Origin of the sequence: Pseudoalteromonas sp. S1609 (assembly GCF_005887255.1) — a bacterium.
Lineage (GTDB): Bacteria > Pseudomonadota > Gammaproteobacteria > Enterobacterales > Alteromonadaceae > Pseudoalteromonas.
Genome location: NZ_PNDJ01000016.1, coordinates 86518 through 104223, shown reverse-complemented (window position 1 = coordinate 104223; position 17706 = coordinate 86518). Strand labels below are relative to the sequence as shown.

Below are 17706 nucleotides of genomic sequence, written 5' to 3'. Positions count from 1 at the left end.
GCTCCTAGTAGGTACGTGCTTTAGGTGGGAATGCTTCACGTAGCTTGGGCTCGTAGTTTACTTTACGCTTGCTCATTTCATCCGTTACCGGATTAAATACTGAGTGACATAACCAGTTTTCGTCATCACGATCTGGGAAGTCAAAGCGAGAGTGTGCACCACGGCTTTCAGTACGGAAGTTTGCAGCTACTGCAGTTGAGTAAGCTGTTTCCATTAAGTTGTCTAATTCTAAACATTCAATACGCATGGTGTTGAAGTCTGATGATTTATCATCAAGACGTGCATGCTGTAAGCGTTCACGAATTTCTTTAAGCTCAGTAAGACCAGTTGCCATTGAGTCACCTTCACGGAATACCGAGAAGTTAAGCTGCATACACTGTTGTAGGTCTTTCTTGATTTGTACTGGGTCTTCGCCTTGACCAACTGTTGAGCTTTCCCAACGGTTAAAGCGAGCTAAAGACGCTTCTAAATCAGACTCAGAAGCCGCTTTAGAAATTTCAACGTCATTTAGGTATTTACCTAAGAAGTTACCAGCAGCACGGCCAAATACAACTAAATCAAGTAATGAGTTACCACCTAAGCGGTTAGCACCGTGAACAGATACACATGCAATCTCACCAACAGCAAATAAACCCTGTACTACTTTTTCGTTACCAGCGGCATCGATATTAAGTACTTGACCATTTACGTTAGTTGGCACACCACCCATCATGTAGTGACATGTTGGGATAACTGGAATTGGTTCTTTTGCAGGATCAACGTGAGCAAATGTTTTAGCAAGATCGCATACACCTGGAAGACGTAAATTAAGCGTTTCTTCGCCTAAGTGGTCAAGTTTCAACTTAAGGTGAGGACCCCAAGGACCATCACAACCACGACCTTCACGAATTTCTGTCATCATTGAACGAGCAACAACGTCACGAGATGCTAAATCTTTAGCATTTGGTGCATAGCGCTCCATGAAGCGTTCGCCATCTTTATTTAAAAGATAACCACCTTCACCACGACAACCTTCGGTTACTAGCGTACCAGCACCTGCAATACCTGTCGGATGGAACTGCCACATTTCCATGTCTTGCATAGAAATACCAGCACGAGTCGCCATACCAACACCGTCACCAGTGTTGATGTGAGCATTAGTTGTTGATGCAAAAATACGACCTGCACCACCAGTAGCTAACACAACTGCTTTTGATTTGAAGAAAGTGATTTCACCTGTTTCAATTTCAATCGCTGTACAACCTACTACATCGCCATTATCGTTTTTAACTAAATCAAGTGCATACCATTCAGAAAATACATTTGTTTTGTTTTTAACGTTTTGTTGATATAGAAGATGTAATAATGCGTGACCAGTACGGTCAGCAGCTGCTGCGGTACGTGCAGCTTGTTCACCACCAAAGTTTTTCGATTGACCACCGAAAGGACGTTGGTAAACACGGCCATTTTCAAAACGAGAAAATGGTAGACCCATGTTTTCTAGTTCAGTAATAGCTTCTGGGCCTGTATTACACATGTATTCGATAGCGTCTTGGTCACCGATAAAATCGGAACCTTTGACGGTATCATACATATGCCATTCCCAGTTATCTTCATGCGAATTACCTAACGCTACTGTAATACCACCTTGGGCAGATACAGTGTGTGAGCGTGTCGGAAAAACTTTAGAGATTAGTGCACATGTTTTGCCAGATTCAGTAATAGCAAGAGCAGCGCGCATACCTGCACCACCGGCACCAATTACTACGGCGTCAAATTCACGAACAGAATATTTCACTTAAACACCCCATAAAACGATTAAACCTACAGCTACGTAAGCAACAGCCATTAGGTTTAGTACAAAGCCTAAGAAAGCACGCAATTTAGCGCCCTTTACATAGTCGGTTAGAACCTGCCAAAGGCCGATACGGGTATGAACCATAATGCAAACTAGGGTGATTAATGTCGCCCCTTTCATTGCTAGGTTAGAGAATAGGCCTGTCCAGGCGTCATATGTGACTTCTGGCATTGCTAAAAAATAGCCAATAATAAAAATTGCATATGCACTGATTATTAATGCCGTTGTGCGTAGAGATACAAAATCTTGTACGCCATCACGTTTAAGAGTTGCTTGATTTAAGACCATATCCACACCCCTGCCAATACAGAAAACACAACGCCAAGTGCCATTGCAATTTTAGCGCTAGTGTTGCCTGATTCAAGTTCTTCCCAATGCCCCATATCCATAATGATGTGACGGATACCACCGATAAGGTGATAACCCAATACAGAAAGGGTGCCCCAAGCTATAAATTTGGCAATGAATCCGTTAAACAGACCCTTGACGAATTCAAAACCTTCAGCTGAAGAAAGAGACTCTGACCAAGCCCAAATGACAAACGTTAAAGCAAAAAATAATGCAACACCGGTGACGCGGTGAAAAATTGAAGCTTTAGCCGTTGCCGGCATAGATATAGTTGTTAGATCTAGATTTACAGGTCTTTGCTTTTTCACAGTTACTTGCCCATCTTGCCCGCAGTGGGGCTCATCTACTTGTTTTTCTAAAACCCACCAAATGTTTCTGGTGGAACTATCAAAATAAACGTATTGATACTAATAAAGTTCACTTTTTATGAAAAATATTATGTAAAAAAAAGTTTACCCAAATACAAATCGGTTAAAAACCTCCGTTAGTATATATAGCCAGAGGCTCTTTTACAATTCTTGTTTACTTTGAGACGTTTGCGAATTAGCCAATGGTATAATATTCAATCTATACCGAATATTTATTATACATATATGCATAATACTTATAAAAATTGACTTTAACCCCCTCTTTCACGTTAAAATGTAAAGATGTGCTTAGAATAGATTTTAGAATATAAAAATCAGAATAGTTATCTTAATAGGAGATACATAGATGGCAGATAAGAAAGCCACAGTCCATATTGATGGGCTAGATCCAATCGAACTTCCAATTTATCAAGGTACTGCTGGCCAAGATGTAATTGATGTACGTACACTCGGCTCACATGGTCACTTTACTTATGATCCAGGTTTCATGTCGACTGGTTCTTGTGAATCTACCATCACTTACATCGATGGTGGTAAAGGTGTTTTACTACACCGTGGTTACCCAATCGAGCAGTTAGCAGAAAGCTCTAACTACATTGAGTTATGTTACTTACTATTAAATGGTGAGTTACCAACTAAAGAGCAGTACGATGATTTTGCTACAAAAATCACTCGTAGCACCATGCTAGATGAGAAAATAGCAAATTTCTTCCAAGGTTTCCGCTTTGATGCTCACCCAATGGCAATGCTTTGTGGTGTGGTTGGTGCTTTATCTTCTTTTTACCATGAAGATCTTGATATCACAGACGCAGTTCAACGTAAAACAAGCGCTATTAAATTAGTTGCTAAGTTACCAACAATTGCAGCAATGGCATACAAAACAAACATCGGTCAACCGTTTGTATACCCACGCAATGATTTAAGCTATGCAGAAAACTTCTTACACATGATGTTCTCTGTGCCTGCAGAAGAATACAAAGTAAACCCAGTAACAGCTAAAGCAATGGATAAAATCTTCATGCTTCATGCTGACCACGAACAAAATGCTTCAACGTCAACAGTACGTTTAGCTGGTTCTTCTGGTGCTAACCCTTATGCATGTATTGCTGCGGGTATTGCATCACTTTGGGGCCCTGCTCACGGCGGTGCTAACGAAGCATGTTTAAACATGTTAGAAGAAATTGGCTCAGTTGATCGCATTGACGAATACGTAGCAAAAGCAAAAGATAAAGCGGACCCGTTCCGTCTTATGGGCTTTGGACACCGTGTTTACAAAAACTTCGATCCACGTGCAACAGTAATGCGTCAAACGTGTCATGAAGTGTTAGAAGAGCTAAACATTCAAGATCCATTGCTTGATATCGCAATGAAGCTTGAGCAAATTGCACTTGAAGACCCGTACTTTGTTGAGAAGAAACTTTACCCTAACGTAGATTTTTACTCAGGTATTATCTTAAAAGCGATTGGTATTCCTACAAGTATGTTCACTGTAATTTTTGCAATGGCACGTACTGTAGGTTGGATCTCACACTGGGATGAGATGCTTTCTCAACCTGGCCACAAGATCAGCCGCCCACGTCAGCTTTACACAGGTGAAACAGCCCGTGATTACAAAGCAACTGACAAGCGCTAAGCTGTAAAGTTAGCTTTAAAAGGCCGCTATTGCGGCCTTTTTTATTACATGTTACTTGAGAATTATCTTAAACCGATTACAATTCCTGCCCGAATTGATTAACTTTATGAGCCTATGTCTGTGTCCTTGTTTGATCCTAAAACAATCCGTAATGATTTCCCTACTCTAAATCAGACAATCAATGGCTACCCTTTGGTTTATTTAGACTCGGCTGCAACAACGCAAAAGCCACAATGCGTGATTGACGCTACTAACAAGTTTTACACCTATCAGAATGCAAATGTTCATCGCGGCCGTCACACCCTTAGTGAGCAAGCTACAACGGCTTATGAGCTAGTACGTCAACGCGTTGCTGATTATTTTCAGGTAAGCGGTAATGAAATTGTCTGGACTAAAGGTGCTACTGAGGCGATTAACTTAGTTGCACATGGCCTAAGAAATACATTAACAACTAACGACACCATTTTAATTAGCCCAATCGAGCATCACGCGAATATTGTGCCGTGGCAAGAACTCGCGGCATACACTGGTGCAACGTTAAAAGCGTTGCCACTTAATGACAATGCCACTTTTGATATCAACCAGTGCTGTGACGTGATTAAACACACCAAACCTGCACTTCTTGCAATCACTCACGCCTCTAATGCGTTGGGCAATATTACCGATTTAACCCCGCTGATAACTGCTGCGAAGGCTGTAGATACGCTAACTTTAGTCGATGGCGCACAAAGCGCTCTACATTTAAGACCTAATTTGACAGCGCTTAATTGTGATTTTTACGTGTTTTCAGCTCACAAAATGTTGGGGCCAACCGGGTTAGGCGGTTTATATGGCCGCTACAGCGCACTTAATGCATTATCACCTTACCAAACAGGTGGTGAAATGATTGAAAAAGTGACCCTAACGCAAAGCACTTATCGTGACGCTCCCGCTAAATTTGAAGCAGGGACGCCAAATATAGCCGGTGTTTTAGGCTTTGGTACGGCGCTTGACTATTTAATGGCACTTGATCAGCAAACATTAAAACAATATGAACAACAGTTGTTTATTTATGCAGCGAACGCACTGAATCAAATAGACGGTATTAGTATTTATAGCGACCTAAAATCGAACATTGGTACATTGTGCTTTAATTATAAAAATGAACATCCGTACGATCTGGCAACTTTACTTGACGGCTATGGTGTTGCAGTGCGAAGTGGTCATCATTGTACGCAGCCATTAATGGCCCATTTGAAACTAAATGGCTCACTCAGAGCGAGTTTTGCATTTTATAATACGACTAAAGATGTAGACCAATTTATTACTGCGCTTAAAGAATGCATCTCTTTATTAGACTAATTTGGATAAATAATGACTCACACATACCAACTGGTAAGTAAAAACATTGAAAACAGTGCAAGCTGGCAACAGAAATACCGTGAAATTATGTTGCTTGGTAAAACACTCCCGCCATTAGCCGATATATTAAAAACCGACGATGCGCTTGTGCAAGGTTGTGAAAGTAAAGTGTGGATGTTTGTTGAATTTGATTTGACAGAAAATGCATTAGTTGTGATTGGTGATTCTGATACGCGCATAGTAAAAGGCTTATTGGCGTTAATTTTAGCTCTGTATAACGGTTTAACACCAGAAGAGGTATTAAACATTAATGCCTATGAAGAATTTGAAAAGCTTGGCTTAATTAGCCACTTAAGCGCTTCTCGCGGCAATGGGGTAAAAGCCATGGTTGAAAAAATACAAATCTTAGCTAAACAAAAAGCGCGTTAAGCGCTTTTTATAACAGTATGATAAGCAGCCTGTAGTTAAATATTTAAACGTACACGCTTATCTAAATATTTTCTCACTGCTTTAGCGGCAACAAAGAAGCCAAAACTTCCAGTGATCATCGTCACTGAGCCAAAGCCATTATTACAGTCCATATTCATACTGCCATCTGCATTTTGTTTCGCATGACACACACTGCCGTCGTTACCTGGATAAACAAGCTGCTCTGTTGAATATACACAGTCAATATTAAATTTACGTTTTGGATTAGAACTAAAATTATACTGCTTACGCAAAATATAACGCACTTTTGCAAGCAATGGATCTTGAGTCGTTTTTGCCACATCACCAAAAGTAATTTGACTAGGATCGGTTTGCCCACCTGCGCCGCCCGTGGTGATTATAGGCATTTTATTACGCTTACAGTGTGCGATTAATGCTGCTTTTTCTTTTACCGCATCTATACAATCTATTACATAATCAAAACCTTGAATATGCTGTTGAATATTATCAAGGGTAATAAAGTCATCAATCACATTCACTACACACTCAGGGTTGATAAGCTCGCAGCGAGCTTTCATCGCCTCAACTTTAGCTTCCCCTATTGTGCCTGTTAAGGCATGAATTTGACGATTTACATTGGTTGCACAAATATCGTCTAAATCAATTAAGGTGATTTTACCCACGCCGGTACGCGCTAGTGCTTCAGCAGTCCAACTGCCTACACCACCAATACCTACAACACAAAAATGTGCTTGCTGTAACCACTCAAATTGCTGTTGACCATATAGTCGTTTAATACCACCAAAGCGGATATCAGTTACTTGTTCACTCATTTACCAATCCAATTTCCACGGCGTTTGCCAAGAATCAAAATCTTGATGTTTAATCAATTGCGCATACTCTTTACCAGATTGTGGCAACAGGGTATGTTGTATTTTTTGCCCTTTCCATAAAAAATCCAGCGCAAATGCATGTAAATAGGTGCGCTCTGCAGGGCTCCCAGAATAACTCGCATCACCTATTATGGGGGCACCCAAACTCTTTAAAGCAACTCTGAGTTGATGAGTTTTACCCGAATAGGGTTTTAATAGGTAAGCTCTAAAACCGCTTTTAAAGCTAAACGAATAAAAACGTGTAATAGCGGGGTTACTCTGTGAGTTTAATAATTTATACGTGCCACGGCGAGACTTAGCCATATCACCTTTAACCCAGCCTTGCTTTTTTTTAGGCTTGGTATCACCAACCGCTAGATAAAACTTATTAATCGCATGCTGAGTAAATAATTGCGTAAATTCTGCTGCTGCCGCTTTGCTTCGCGCGAGTATAATCAATCCAGAGGTGACCTTATCTAAACGGTGTACCGCAAATAATTTTTCGTTTAACTGTTGCTCAGCTAGTACCACAAAACCGGGGCCTTCTTCAGAATGAAAATTAAGCCCTTGCGGTTTATTTATGATGTAAAAATCATCATGCGTATATTGCACTTTTAATATAGGCGTTTGTGCTGTATTCACACGCTTTTACTTTGAATATGGGCAACCACTTTAGCTAAATCTTCTGGTGTGTCGACTCCTGCATGAGGGGTAACTAATGCTTGCTCTATTTTAATTGCATAACCATGGTATAGCACGCGTAACTGCTCTAACGATTCAAGTATTTCTAATGGTGAAACGCTTAATTCAATATATTGCTTTATAAATCCTGCACGGTAAGCATAAATACCTACGTGGCGTTGGAAAGGCGCTAAATTCAGTGGTTGCTGCTCGTCCATCATGGCACTTCTATCAAAAGGAATGCTCGCTCTTGAAAAATACAAGGCATTTTTATTAATGTCACTGACCACTTTAACCGCATTAGGATTAAACACTTCATCACGCTCTTCAATAGCAACACTTAAGGTTGCCATTGGTGCCGTTGATTGCGCTAATAATGTCGCCACTTGCGATACGTTATCAGGGGATAACAAAGGTTCATCACCTTGTACATTCACCACGATAGTGTCATCGGCTAAATTAAGTAAATCAACCACCTCGGCTAAGCGCTCTGTGCCTGATTGATGATCTTCACGTGTCATCAAAACATTGCTAGTAAAACGTTTAGCAGCATCAAACACTTTTTGATGATCGGTGGCAATAACCACCTTGTTAGCTCCTGACAAACAGGCTTTTTCATACACATGCTGTATCATTGGTTTGCCACAAATATCAGCGAGTGGTTTACCTGGCAAACGAGTAGAAGCGTAACGCGCAGGGATAACAACTACGAATTCCACTTTTCTACCTCTTCAAGAGTCAATTCACGAGCTTCATTTTCAAGTAGCACCGGAATATCATCACGTACCGGGTAAGCTAGCTTTGCTGCTGTACTGATCAGCTCTTGGTTTTGTTTATCAAAGCGCAACTTACCTTTACACACAGGACAAGCAATAATTTCGAGTAATTTTGTATCAAAGGCCATGGTGGATCCCTTTTTCTTTTAATAATAAATTTAATGTGTTTATTACTGCTGCAGTTGGTTGAGCGTCAACCGGCAGGTAATACCAATTTGGCTTGGCAAAGTCACGGCACTTAACCGCATCTTTTTCTGTCATTAATATACAATCCTCACCAAATTGAGCAAAGTCATTGGCGGTATAAGCATAATGGTCGCGAAAATGATGTGTTGATAACAACGCTATACCTTGTGCTTTTAATGATGCTTCAAAGCGCTGAGGGTTACCGATTGCACTTACAGCATGCGCTGTTTTTATAGTCGTTTTTATCTCAGTATTATCAGCAACACGTTTAATAATTGATGGCTGCAAGCGATAGCTAAATTCATGTTCAGAACCATTTTCAATGACTAAATCAACACTGTTTAAACGAGAGGTGGTTTCACGAAGTGGTCCTGCTGGCATTAAAAAACCATTACCAAATTTTCTTTCGCTATCAACAATACAACATTCAATACTGCGTGCCATTTTGTAGTGTTGCATGCCATCATCAGAAATGATTACATCAAGCTGAAACTGATGATTGAGCATTTCTATATTCTGCTGTCTATTTGGCCCCACAACTAACGGACATTGTAAACGGTTAAATAAAAGTACCGGTTCATCCCCTGCTTCTAAAGTCGTCGTATTTGCAGTCACTAATAATGGGTATTGAGCTGCTTGCCCGCCATAGCCGCGACTAATTAAACCAACAGATAAGCCTTGAGCGGTTAAGTAATCATGTAGCCACAATACAAATGGAGTCTTACCATTGCCGCCAACACTTATATTGCCAACAACAATTACTGGAGTATTACTAACAAATGGCTTAAAAACACCCACTTCGTAGCAGTATTTGCGCACTAGAGCAACACAGCCAAAAATAGCGGACAGTGGTAATAACAATAAGGTAATTAAGCTAAAAGGTTTGTACCAGCTTTGCTCTATTTTACTCACCCCTGCTCACCAAACTGCATTTTACAAAGAGCTGAGTAGGTACCATCGTTAGCCAGTAATTGAGTATGCGTGCCACTTTCTATCACTTTACCGTTATCAATTACATAGATACGGTCACTATTTTCAATAGTCGATAGCCTATGAGCGATAACAATAGAGGTTTTATCTTTCATTAATGTATCAAGAGCATGTTGGATAAGCTTTTCAGATTCAGTATCCAAAGCCGAGGTTGCTTCATCTAAAATTAAAATAGGTGCATCTTTTAAAATAGCACGAGCAATCGCAATTCGTTGACGTTGACCGCCTGAAAGCATTACCCCGTTCTCGCCAACCATAGTATTAAGTTGCTCTGGTAAGTCTTTTACAAACTCCCACACATGAGCTTGTTTTGCAACGTCATGAAGCTCTTCGATAGAGATTTCGCGCTGTAGGCCATAACAAATATTATTGGCAATAGTGTCATTAAATAGCACCACTTGTTGCGACACTAACGCAAATTGACGACGAAGATCAGTAAGCTTGTATTCGTTAAGTGCAACACCATCTAGTAAAATTTCGCTTGGCGCTTCTAAGTCATAATATCGGGGTAACAAGTTAGAAATAGTCGATTTACCCGAGCCAGAGCGGCCAACAAGCGCAATACTCTCACCGGCTTTTATGTTCAGTGATAAATCGTTAAGCACGGCTTCATCCTTGGTTGGGTATTTAAAGGTCACATTTTTCACCTCAATATGCCCTTTTACCTTATCAACCGAAAAGGTACCCGTGTCTTTTTCAATTTCTTCATCTAACACTAAAAAAACACTCTGAGCAGCTGAAATACCTCGCTGTAAGTCACTGTTTACATTGGCAAGTTGCTTTAATGGGCGCAGTAGCATCATCATCGATGAGATGAGTACGACAAAATCCCCAGAGCTAATGCTGTCTATCATAGAGGGCATCGACACAACCCATAAAATAACAGCCATAGCACTGGCAGCCAAAATTTGAATAATAGAGACACTTAGCGCTTTAGTCGCATCCATCTTGATACGTTGTTGGCGGTTATGATTATTAATTTTAGAAAATTGATCAATTTCTTGTGTTTGCCCACCAAAGCCATGGATCACTTTGTGACCACTGAGCATTTGCTCTGAACTACGGGTAACTTGTCCCATCGCTGACTGAATATTTTTCGAGATATGACGAAAGCGTTTAGACACCACAGCTACTATGGTAGCCACAAGCGGGATAATAACTAAAAAGATTAACGACAACTGCCAACTGGTATAAAACATCACAGCGAGTAAAAACACCACAAAAGCGCCTTCACGCACAACAATAAGCAGTGCTTTGGTGATTGCTTGTTGAACTTGCTCGGTGTCAAAGGTAATTTTAGAAATCAAATCGCCGGTTGAGTTTTTATCGTGAAAGGACACCGGTAAATGTAAAATGTGTTCAAACAATTCTTGGCGCAGCGCCCTCACGACTTGTGAGCCTACATAGCTTAAACAGTAAGATGACATAAAGTTAAATACGCCACGCCCGATAACCAGCGCAATAACCACAAATGGCGCATAAGTAAGTACCTGGCTGTTACGCTCGTTTAAACCTTCATCGATAAACGGCTTCATCAGTTGAATGAATAATGCATCCATACCTGAATAACCTATCATTCCTATAATCGCGACGATGGCAATCGACTTATAAGCGCCAACGTAAGAAACAAGCCGTTTATATATTTGTGTAGTACTTTGTTCCATAACACTCTCTAAAACCAGTAACAGCCCCTATTGTATCCTTAGCAACAGCAAAACAAAACGTCAATCTTTGATAAACCAATAACTTTCCGCCCCTCTTGCGGTACTCAGCTCTAAGTGTTTAGCATAAAAATCAACCCGAATTTGTCCTACATCACCGGTGCTATATTGTTTGGCGTTTATTTTATTGTAACGCTTAACTACCGCTTTACTTGGAAATTGCCACTGGCCTTGATACGCACTTGAATGAATCACAAGTGTTGGGTTTACGGCCTCGATAAACTCGACACTGGAAGAGCTATCACTGCCGTGATGAGGACTTAACAAAACGGTACTTTGTAAATCATGCCCTTGTTTAATTAATTTAGACTCCCTCGCCTTTGATATATCACCAGTGAGAAGCACACTATGGTTGGCACTTGAGATTTTAACGACACAGGAATTATCATTACTGTTATTAAACTCCTCTTTTGCAAAGGTTTGAATACTCAAACCTTGAAAGTCTATCGTTGTTGCTATGCAGTCGTTATATACACCATTGGGATGAAAATAATCAAAGCTCCATGCATAACCGGCTTTTTTAAAGTGCGCAACGCCTCCTGAATGGTCGTTATCTTGATGGCTTACAATCGAGTTAGTTACTGTTAGGTTATGAGCATTAATATAGGGTAGTAAAACACTAGTGACACGACTAAAGCGATTAAAATAACTCGGGCCAAAATCATAAATAAACGCATGTTTATCTTTTTCTATCAGTACCATTAAACCATGGCCCACATCGAATACATTCAGCCGCCAAAGGCTGGTTTGCGTAGAGTAAAGGTTAAAAAGCAAAGTCAAAATCGGAATGCAGGCCAGTAAGCGAAGCTCAATAAAATAAAGTAGAGGAACAACACTATAAAGCGCCACCATGGTGGTCATACTTATCTGTCCGACATTAAGCCAACGTACCTGCTGAGGTATTGCCTGCAGCATTTGGTAAAAATAGGCCAATGGAAAATCATATAATACGATAAATGCGTACCAATCGGTTAATAATCCCAGTAACACACTTAAAAATAAAGCAGGCATTAATACAAAAGATAAAATGGGAATAGCGACTAGATTTAAAACTAAACCCGCTAAACTCACACCATTAAAAAAGTATAATGACAAGGGTAATAAGCCAATAAATAATCCCAGTTGAATAATAAATAATGTTCGTATATTGGCTAGTAATGAGTTACCCCGAAGCGGAAATTGCTTTAAAACAATAAAAATAATACATACTGCTAAAAACGAAAAGTAAAGCCCTGGGTTTAATACACTAAATGGGTTAATCGCTAAAATAATGACCAGTGCGAATAAAATACTGCGCCACCTCAATGACTGCTTTGCCAAATAATAAAGTAGCAAATAACAGCCCAACATAATTAAAGCGCGGCTTGCAGAAATGATAAAATTACTTAAATAAACATAAATAAAAGCTACAACAAAACCAACAGCGCTATAAACAATAGAAACATTTAATGCTTGATTTAGTTCAGGTTTAACCAACTTAAGACAAAACCGTGTGACAAAATAACAAAAACCAAACACTAGAGAGATATGTAACCCAGAAATGGCTAATAAATGACTTAACCCAAGACTCTGCATTAACTCTTTATGCTCGAATGTCATTAAAGACTTATCGCCAGTTAACAACGTATAATAGAGCCAATTAAGCTCAGCATTATTTACCAACTTTTTGACATAAACTCTATAGGCTGAAACGGCATTACTTTTTTGAGAGCTTTTAATATTAAGCTGTTTATTGAGCACCGTACCTTTAAACGCTATCTTTTGTGTAAAAGCATAAAGCTGATTATCAAAAACAGTAAAATTCTTAATGGATCTATAGTTTTTAAGTCTCACTTGAGCATTAAAAGCATCACCAGAATGAATTGGTTGTGCAAAATTGATACTTAATAAGGCATAAGGTGCCCTAAAGTGACTATATTCACTGTCTTCCAAACGCGTTAATTTAACTTTTACATATTGGGGAGGTGTAGCAGAAATAACCTCTTCTACAACAACATCGACTGAATAAGCATATTTTTCGTGCTGTTTAGGTAACTCAAATGAATAAAACAAGATAAAATGTGCTGCTACGCAGCAAATACCGCAAATAAAGCCTAACAATACAGTTAAAAACGGCTTAAAATACGTGCTCACAATGAGGATTGAAATTGTGATAATTGTAAATTCAAGGGTTTGATAATAAAACACGGTAATAACGACACCGACAACAAATCCAAGACTCATCCACACAGACGTAAATGGTTGCTTTAAATGGCTAAAAAAACAATCCAACGGTTTTTACCTGATCCAAATAAAATTAGACATCACAAATCACTAAAAATATTTGGTCGTCTTTTGCATGATGCTAACCTTTGGCATTTAAATCGACGCTCAGCACGCGGTGCTTTTGCCGTTGGACTTTTCTTTGCATTCATCCCTGTTCCTTTTCAAATGGTGCTAGCCGCTGCCGCAGCCATAATCTTAAGAGTTAATTTGCCTATATCAGTTGCTTTAGTGTGGATCACTAACCCACTTACAATGCCACCTATCTTTTACGGCTCGTACTTGGTTGGTACATTAGTGCTAAATCAACCTGAGCAACATTTTGCGTTTGAAGCAAGTTGGGCATGGTTTATAGAAAGTTTAACGACAATTGGCCCCGCTTTTTTAGTGGGTTCGCTTGTGTGTGCATCTATTGCCAGTGTGATTGGCTATTTTGGTATTGACTTGATTTGGCGCCGCTCAGTAAGAAAAGCTTGGATATCTAGAAATAACTAGCGCCTAGTTCTCCATAAAGGGCTGCTCTTTACCTTAATATAGACAAAAAAAAACCAACTTAACAAGTTGGTTTTTTATAAACGAATAGCATTACCTAGAAACGAAAAACGCGTCTTAATCCAACTAATGGCAGCAATAGTAAACCAAACCATGAGAAACTGGCTGAGCTACGTTCATAAAACTCTGTATCTGGAGCTTTACAGTTTTCAACTTCACCATTAGCAATCGGTGAAAGTTTTACCGCAACAGCAACACTTTCATATTGAATATTGCCATTAATATCAGTTACAACTTCGCCTCGTGAATTTAACTTTTCAACCGTTTTAGTTGCTACACCAAATACCTCATTGTTTTCGTTGATTGATTTCGCTTCTACCATTTTATAACTAAAACTAGTCTCACCATCACTGTCAAAACAAGGTAGTAAACTATTTAAGTTTGTGATTTTGTCATCGCCAATTTTATAAATAAAGGCTTCTGAGCGTCTTGTGCTGGCTGTATCACCAACCTCACCCTCACCTACGATGTAACCTTGGTTATTAATGTCATTCGCGTATGAGTTTGAGCTAGTAAAATAATCTTCAGGAAATACGGTCGTATTAGTATTTATATTATGATGAAAGAACTTGGCGATTAAACTACCTTCAATACCTTTTGAAGCATAACCAACCACAATGTCATTATCATTTATCGCGAATGCTTTACCAGCTTGCCAATCATCTTGCTGGTTTATAAAATCAACCACTTCACCGTCTTTAAAATAAGTTGGCATAGTTAAAATTGTCGAATCTCTGTCAAAATAACGAGTGTTCGAAAAACCGACCGCTACATCATTTTTATTAACCGCTAATGCATTACTAATAAAAGGATTAGTGTCCTCATCTTCTTCTGGAGTAAGCGCTAAACCCAACAGCTCTGTTGAAGTCACATTATAGGCACTATCTAGAGTCCATTTAACCGCTGTTTTATTGAATAAACCACGCGTACTTCGACTGTTAAGTGATTCAATACAGGCCATTACCGGTTCATCAAGGCCATCACAATTATCAGTAATTGTGGTTTGTCTCTCAGCAGGAATACTGACCGATACATTACCAACAACAATGTAACCTGTGTCAGTGGCAACAATATCAGATGCTTTACTAGTCCCACCGTGTTCAGTAAATTCTGGAACAAACGGCACTTCAACACCATCTGCAGATATTAAAATCCCACGTTCTATGAAGTCACGGGTAAACCACGTTTCTTCCTCTGTTTCGCCATCTGGTGTAAAACTCACTTTATCAAAAGGAGCACTGCCCCAGCCAACAGTCGTTCCGTCTTCTGCAACGCCATTATAAAAATTACTTGTCGAGCGGGTCAGACCGTCGTAATCAACAGAAGCGATATCAAATAAAGGCTGCTCAGTTATTACACCACTATTATAATTTGTAGCAATAATTGAACTGATTTTTTGATACTCAAAGTTAGATGACAAGTTTGATAAAAAACGAACCATAAAAGTATGCGCATCAGCATTAGTGTAAATCGCATCGTTATTTTCTATGTCATCAAGCGTAAAGGTTATTTCTTTGTCAATTTCTTTAAACCTTGCAACTTCCGCGTCGTAAGCACTATTGATTGAACTTTCTGTAAAATCAATATAACTAATATCAATAGGTAGGTTGTATAAGCCATTAGCAACGCCAATGACATGGCCACTTTCACTCACATCAGTAACATATGTATGTTTTGCAGCTTCAAAGTCACCTAATTCGGTTAACTGGTACGTTGCACTCAATGCTGATGTACTCAGTGTAGCCAAAACACTGGCCGCGAGTAATTTATATTTCATTTTATTCCTTACTACTGATTCTTTAATTCTTCAAGTTCTTCCCAACGCTCAAAAGCGGCTTCAAGGTCAGACTCAAGTTGGGCTAAATGGTTCAATTCCTTGGCTGTTATATCACTGTCTTGCTTGAAAAAGTCTTCGTGACTTACTCGTTCTTGTTGTTTTTCAAGCTCAGCTTCAAGTTGCTCCATTTTATTAGGTAGTTGCTCTAGTTCAAGTTTTAATTTGTAAGAGAGTTTATTTGCTTTGTTATTGCTTTTAACTGGCGTTGGCTCTATTTTTTCAACTTTTTTGACTGGCTGCTTTTGCAACTCTTTGTTCTGCTCCGCCAAATAGTTGGTATACGCTTCATAATCACTGTAGCCACCAACTATATCAGTGACTTTGCCGTTACCTTCAAATGCCCAAACACTCGAACAGGTATTATCAATAAACTCTCGGTCGTGGCTTACTATAAGCACAGTACCTTGATATTGGTTAATAATATCCTCAAGGAGCTCTAATGTTTCTATATCTAAGTCATTGGTAGGCTCATCGAGCACTAATATATTTGAAGGTTTCAAAAATAACTTGGCTAATAACAACCTGTTTTTCTCACCACCTGAAAGTGCTTTTACCGGTGTACGAGCACGTGCTGGCGGAAATAAAAAGTCTTGTAAATAGCCTAACACGTGACGTGAGCGTCCGCCCATCATCACTTCTTGCTTTCCTTCCGCAACGTTATCTTGAACGGTTGCTTCTTCATCAAGCTTCTCACGGTACTGATCGAAATATGCAAACTCTAAGTTAACACCTTGCTTTATTTCACCACTGTCTGCTTTTAAATCACCAAACAACAATTTTAATAGCGTTGTTTTACCAATACCATTAGGCCCCACCAAACCAATACGATCGCCACGCATCACTAGGGTAGAGAAGTTATCAGCTATCACTTTGTCTTTAAATGCATGATTTAGGTGTTTAGCTTCAAATACTAGTTTACCTGAACGATCAGCTGTTTCGATATTGAAATCAGTTTTACCTACTTGTTCCACACGTTGTTTACGTTCATTACGTAATTGTTTCAGCTCACGAACACGGCCTTCATTACGGGTTCGACGAGCTTTAACACCTTGGCGGATCCACGCTTCTTCTTCCGCTAAGCGTTTATCAAACAATGCATTTTGTGTTTCTTCTACTTTTAAATCATGCGCTTTTTGTTCTAAGTAAGTGGCATAATCACCAGGATAAGAAATTAGCTTACCGCGATCTAAATCTAAAATACGTGTAGCAACAGCTCGAATAAATGCACGGTCATGAGATATAAATACAATGCCGCCTTTAAATTCTTTTAGGAATTGCTCTAACCACATTACACTTGTCATATCCAAGTGGTTAGTAGGCTCATCGAGCAGTAATAAATCAGGCTCACTCACTAAAGCACGCGCTAATGCAACTTTACGTAACCAACCACCAGAAAGCGACTCAAGTTTCGCATCAGGAGTTAGCTCTAATTGAGTAAGTACAAGCTGAATTCGGCTATCAAAACGCCAGCCATCTGCCGCCTCTAATTTATTAGATAAACGCTCTAATTTATTTAATAGTTGATCAGTGCAATCTGTTTGCAATTGTGTGCTTACATGATGAAAATCAATCAGTAAGTTAGCAATTTCAGGCATACCTTGGGCAACGTAATCAAATACAGTGCCACTTGCCCCTTTAGGTGGATCTTGCTCTAAACGCGATATTTTTAAACTACCAACTTGGTTTATTTCGCCATCATCAAGTATTACTTGACCGTCGAGTACTTTTAAAAGCGTTGATTTACCTGCACCATTGCGACCTACAATACACACACGTTCGCCACTTTCGATTACTGCATCTGCATTATCAAGTAATGGGTGTGTACCGTAAGCTAATTGTGCTTTTGAAATTCTAATTAAATCCATAGTTAATC

At 39.4% G+C, this 17706-nt stretch carries 16 protein-coding genes; 4 read left to right on the top strand and 12 right to left on the bottom strand.

Going from position 1 to position 17706, the window contains the following annotated elements:
• Positions 1-4 precede the first annotated feature (4 nt).
• Genes sdhA through sdhC form a run of 3 tightly spaced genes read right to left on the bottom strand, consistent with a single transcriptional unit; the run spans position 5 to position 2493 of the window.
• Positions 5-1777 (bottom strand): succinate dehydrogenase flavoprotein subunit, encoded by a 1773-nt coding sequence (sdhA, locus tag CWB76_RS05675; RefSeq protein ID WP_008112088.1) that lies wholly within the window; start codon positions 1775-1777, stop codon positions 5-7.
• The gene (gene sdhD / locus CWB76_RS05670) at positions 1778-2125 is read right to left on the bottom strand and encodes a succinate dehydrogenase, hydrophobic membrane anchor protein (protein ID WP_055012091.1); all 348 of its coding nucleotides are present in this window, start codon (positions 2123-2125) and stop codon (positions 1778-1780) included.
• A complete protein-coding gene (sdhC, locus tag CWB76_RS05665; protein ID WP_138606099.1) occupies positions 2116-2493 on the bottom strand; it encodes a succinate dehydrogenase, cytochrome b556 subunit in 378 nt (125 codons plus the stop codon). Before sdhC ends, sdhD begins: the two co-directional genes overlap by 10 nt.
• Positions 2494-2899: 406 nt before the next feature.
• On the opposite strand from sdhC, the gene CWB76_RS05660 reads away from it, so the two are divergent.
• From CWB76_RS05660 to CWB76_RS05650, 3 genes are all read left to right on the top strand, one after another.
• A complete protein-coding gene (locus CWB76_RS05660; protein ID WP_138606097.1) occupies positions 2900-4186 on the top strand; it encodes a citrate synthase in 1287 nt (428 codons plus the stop codon).
• Positions 4187-4300: 114 nt separating this feature from the next.
• Complete coding sequence (locus CWB76_RS05655) at positions 4301-5527, top strand: aminotransferase class V-fold PLP-dependent enzyme (protein ID WP_138606095.1); 1227 nt, start codon at positions 4301-4303, stop codon at positions 5525-5527.
• Positions 5528-5539: 12 nt separating this feature from the next.
• Positions 5540-5956, top strand: a complete 417-nt coding sequence (locus CWB76_RS05650) for a SufE family protein (RefSeq protein ID WP_138606093.1) — start codon at positions 5540-5542, stop codon at positions 5954-5956.
• A 35-nt stretch (positions 5957-5991) separates the two neighbouring features.
• Here CWB76_RS05650 and tcdA read toward each other — a convergent pair whose 3' ends face one another.
• The 7 genes from tcdA to CWB76_RS05615 are packed head-to-tail and all read right to left on the bottom strand — an operon-like array spanning position 5992 to position 13453.
• On the bottom strand, positions 5992-6789 hold the full coding sequence (tcdA, locus tag CWB76_RS05645) for a tRNA cyclic N6-threonylcarbamoyladenosine(37) synthase TcdA (protein WP_138606091.1): 798 nt from the start codon (positions 6787-6789) through the stop codon (positions 5992-5994).
• Positions 6790-7470 (bottom strand): TIGR01621 family pseudouridine synthase, encoded by a 681-nt coding sequence (locus tag CWB76_RS05640; protein WP_138606089.1) that lies wholly within the window; start codon positions 7468-7470, stop codon positions 6790-6792.
• Positions 7467-8228, bottom strand: coding sequence for a 3-deoxy-manno-octulosonate cytidylyltransferase (kdsB, locus tag CWB76_RS05635; protein ID WP_138606087.1), 762 nt, complete (start codon positions 8226-8228; stop codon positions 7467-7469). The genes CWB76_RS05640 and kdsB overlap by 4 nt, the downstream gene beginning before the upstream one ends.
• Complete coding sequence (locus CWB76_RS05630; RefSeq protein ID WP_138606085.1) at positions 8216-8413, bottom strand: Trm112 family protein; 198 nt, start codon at positions 8411-8413, stop codon at positions 8216-8218. Before CWB76_RS05630 ends, kdsB begins: the two co-directional genes overlap by 13 nt.
• Positions 8403-9383 carry a tetraacyldisaccharide 4'-kinase gene (gene lpxK / locus CWB76_RS05625; protein ID WP_138606083.1) on the bottom strand — a complete coding sequence of 327 codons (981 nt, stop codon included), beginning with the start codon at positions 9381-9383 and terminating at the stop codon, positions 8403-8405. Before lpxK ends, CWB76_RS05630 begins: the two co-directional genes overlap by 11 nt.
• Entirely contained in the window at positions 9380-11125 is a 1746-nt protein-coding gene (gene msbA, locus CWB76_RS05620) for a lipid A export permease/ATP-binding protein MsbA (RefSeq protein ID WP_138606081.1), read from the bottom strand. The genes lpxK and msbA overlap by 4 nt, the downstream gene beginning before the upstream one ends.
• 60 nt (positions 11126-11185) lie before the next feature.
• The gene (locus CWB76_RS05615; protein WP_138606079.1) at positions 11186-13453 is read right to left on the bottom strand and encodes a DNA internalization-related competence protein ComEC/Rec2; all 2268 of its coding nucleotides are present in this window, start codon (positions 13451-13453) and stop codon (positions 11186-11188) included.
• Between CWB76_RS05615 and CWB76_RS05610 the strand changes: the two genes are divergently transcribed.
• Positions 13433-13939: a DUF2062 domain-containing protein gene (locus CWB76_RS05610; protein ID WP_138606077.1), complete on the top strand. Its 507-nt coding sequence runs from the start codon at positions 13433-13435 to the stop codon at positions 13937-13939. The genes CWB76_RS05615 and CWB76_RS05610 overlap by 21 nt on opposite strands.
• Positions 13940-14033: 94 nt before the next feature.
• Here CWB76_RS05610 and CWB76_RS05605 read toward each other — a convergent pair whose 3' ends face one another.
• The gene (locus CWB76_RS05605) at positions 14034-15773 is read right to left on the bottom strand and encodes a DUF3466 family protein (RefSeq protein WP_138606075.1); all 1740 of its coding nucleotides are present in this window, start codon (positions 15771-15773) and stop codon (positions 14034-14036) included.
• An 11-nt stretch (positions 15774-15784) separates the two neighbouring features.
• Positions 15785-17698, bottom strand: coding sequence for an ATP-binding cassette ATPase Uup (uup, locus tag CWB76_RS05600; protein WP_138606073.1), 1914 nt, complete (start codon positions 17696-17698; stop codon positions 15785-15787).
• Between the last annotated feature and the right edge of the window lie 8 nt (positions 17699-17706).

Coding starts and splice junctions, on each gene's coding strand:
- CWB76_RS05630 (WP_138606085.1), bottom strand. CDS start 8,413: ATGGCCTTTGATACAAAATTACTCGAAATTATTGCTTGTCCTGTGTGT.
- sdhD (WP_055012091.1), bottom strand. CDS start 2,125: ATGGTCTTAAATCAAGCAACTCTTAAACGTGATGGCGTACAAGATTTT.
- CWB76_RS05605 (WP_138606075.1), bottom strand. CDS start 15,773: ATGAAATATAAATTACTCGCGGCCAGTGTTTTGGCTACACTGAGTACA.
- CWB76_RS05650 (WP_138606093.1), top strand. CDS start 5,540: ATGACTCACACATACCAACTGGTAAGTAAAAACATTGAAAACAGTGCA.
- CWB76_RS05655 (WP_138606095.1), top strand. CDS start 4,301: ATGTCTGTGTCCTTGTTTGATCCTAAAACAATCCGTAATGATTTCCCT.
- CWB76_RS05660 (WP_138606097.1), top strand. CDS start 2,900: ATGGCAGATAAGAAAGCCACAGTCCATATTGATGGGCTAGATCCAATC.
- msbA (WP_138606081.1), bottom strand. CDS start 11,125: ATGGAACAAAGTACTACACAAATATATAAACGGCTTGTTTCTTACGTT.
- uup (WP_138606073.1), bottom strand. CDS start 17,698: ATGGATTTAATTAGAATTTCAAAAGCACAATTAGCTTACGGTACACAC.
- CWB76_RS05610 (WP_138606077.1), top strand. CDS start 13,433: ATGGCTAAAAAAACAATCCAACGGTTTTTACCTGATCCAAATAAAATT.
- tcdA (WP_138606091.1), bottom strand. CDS start 6,789: ATGAGTGAACAAGTAACTGATATCCGCTTTGGTGGTATTAAACGACTA.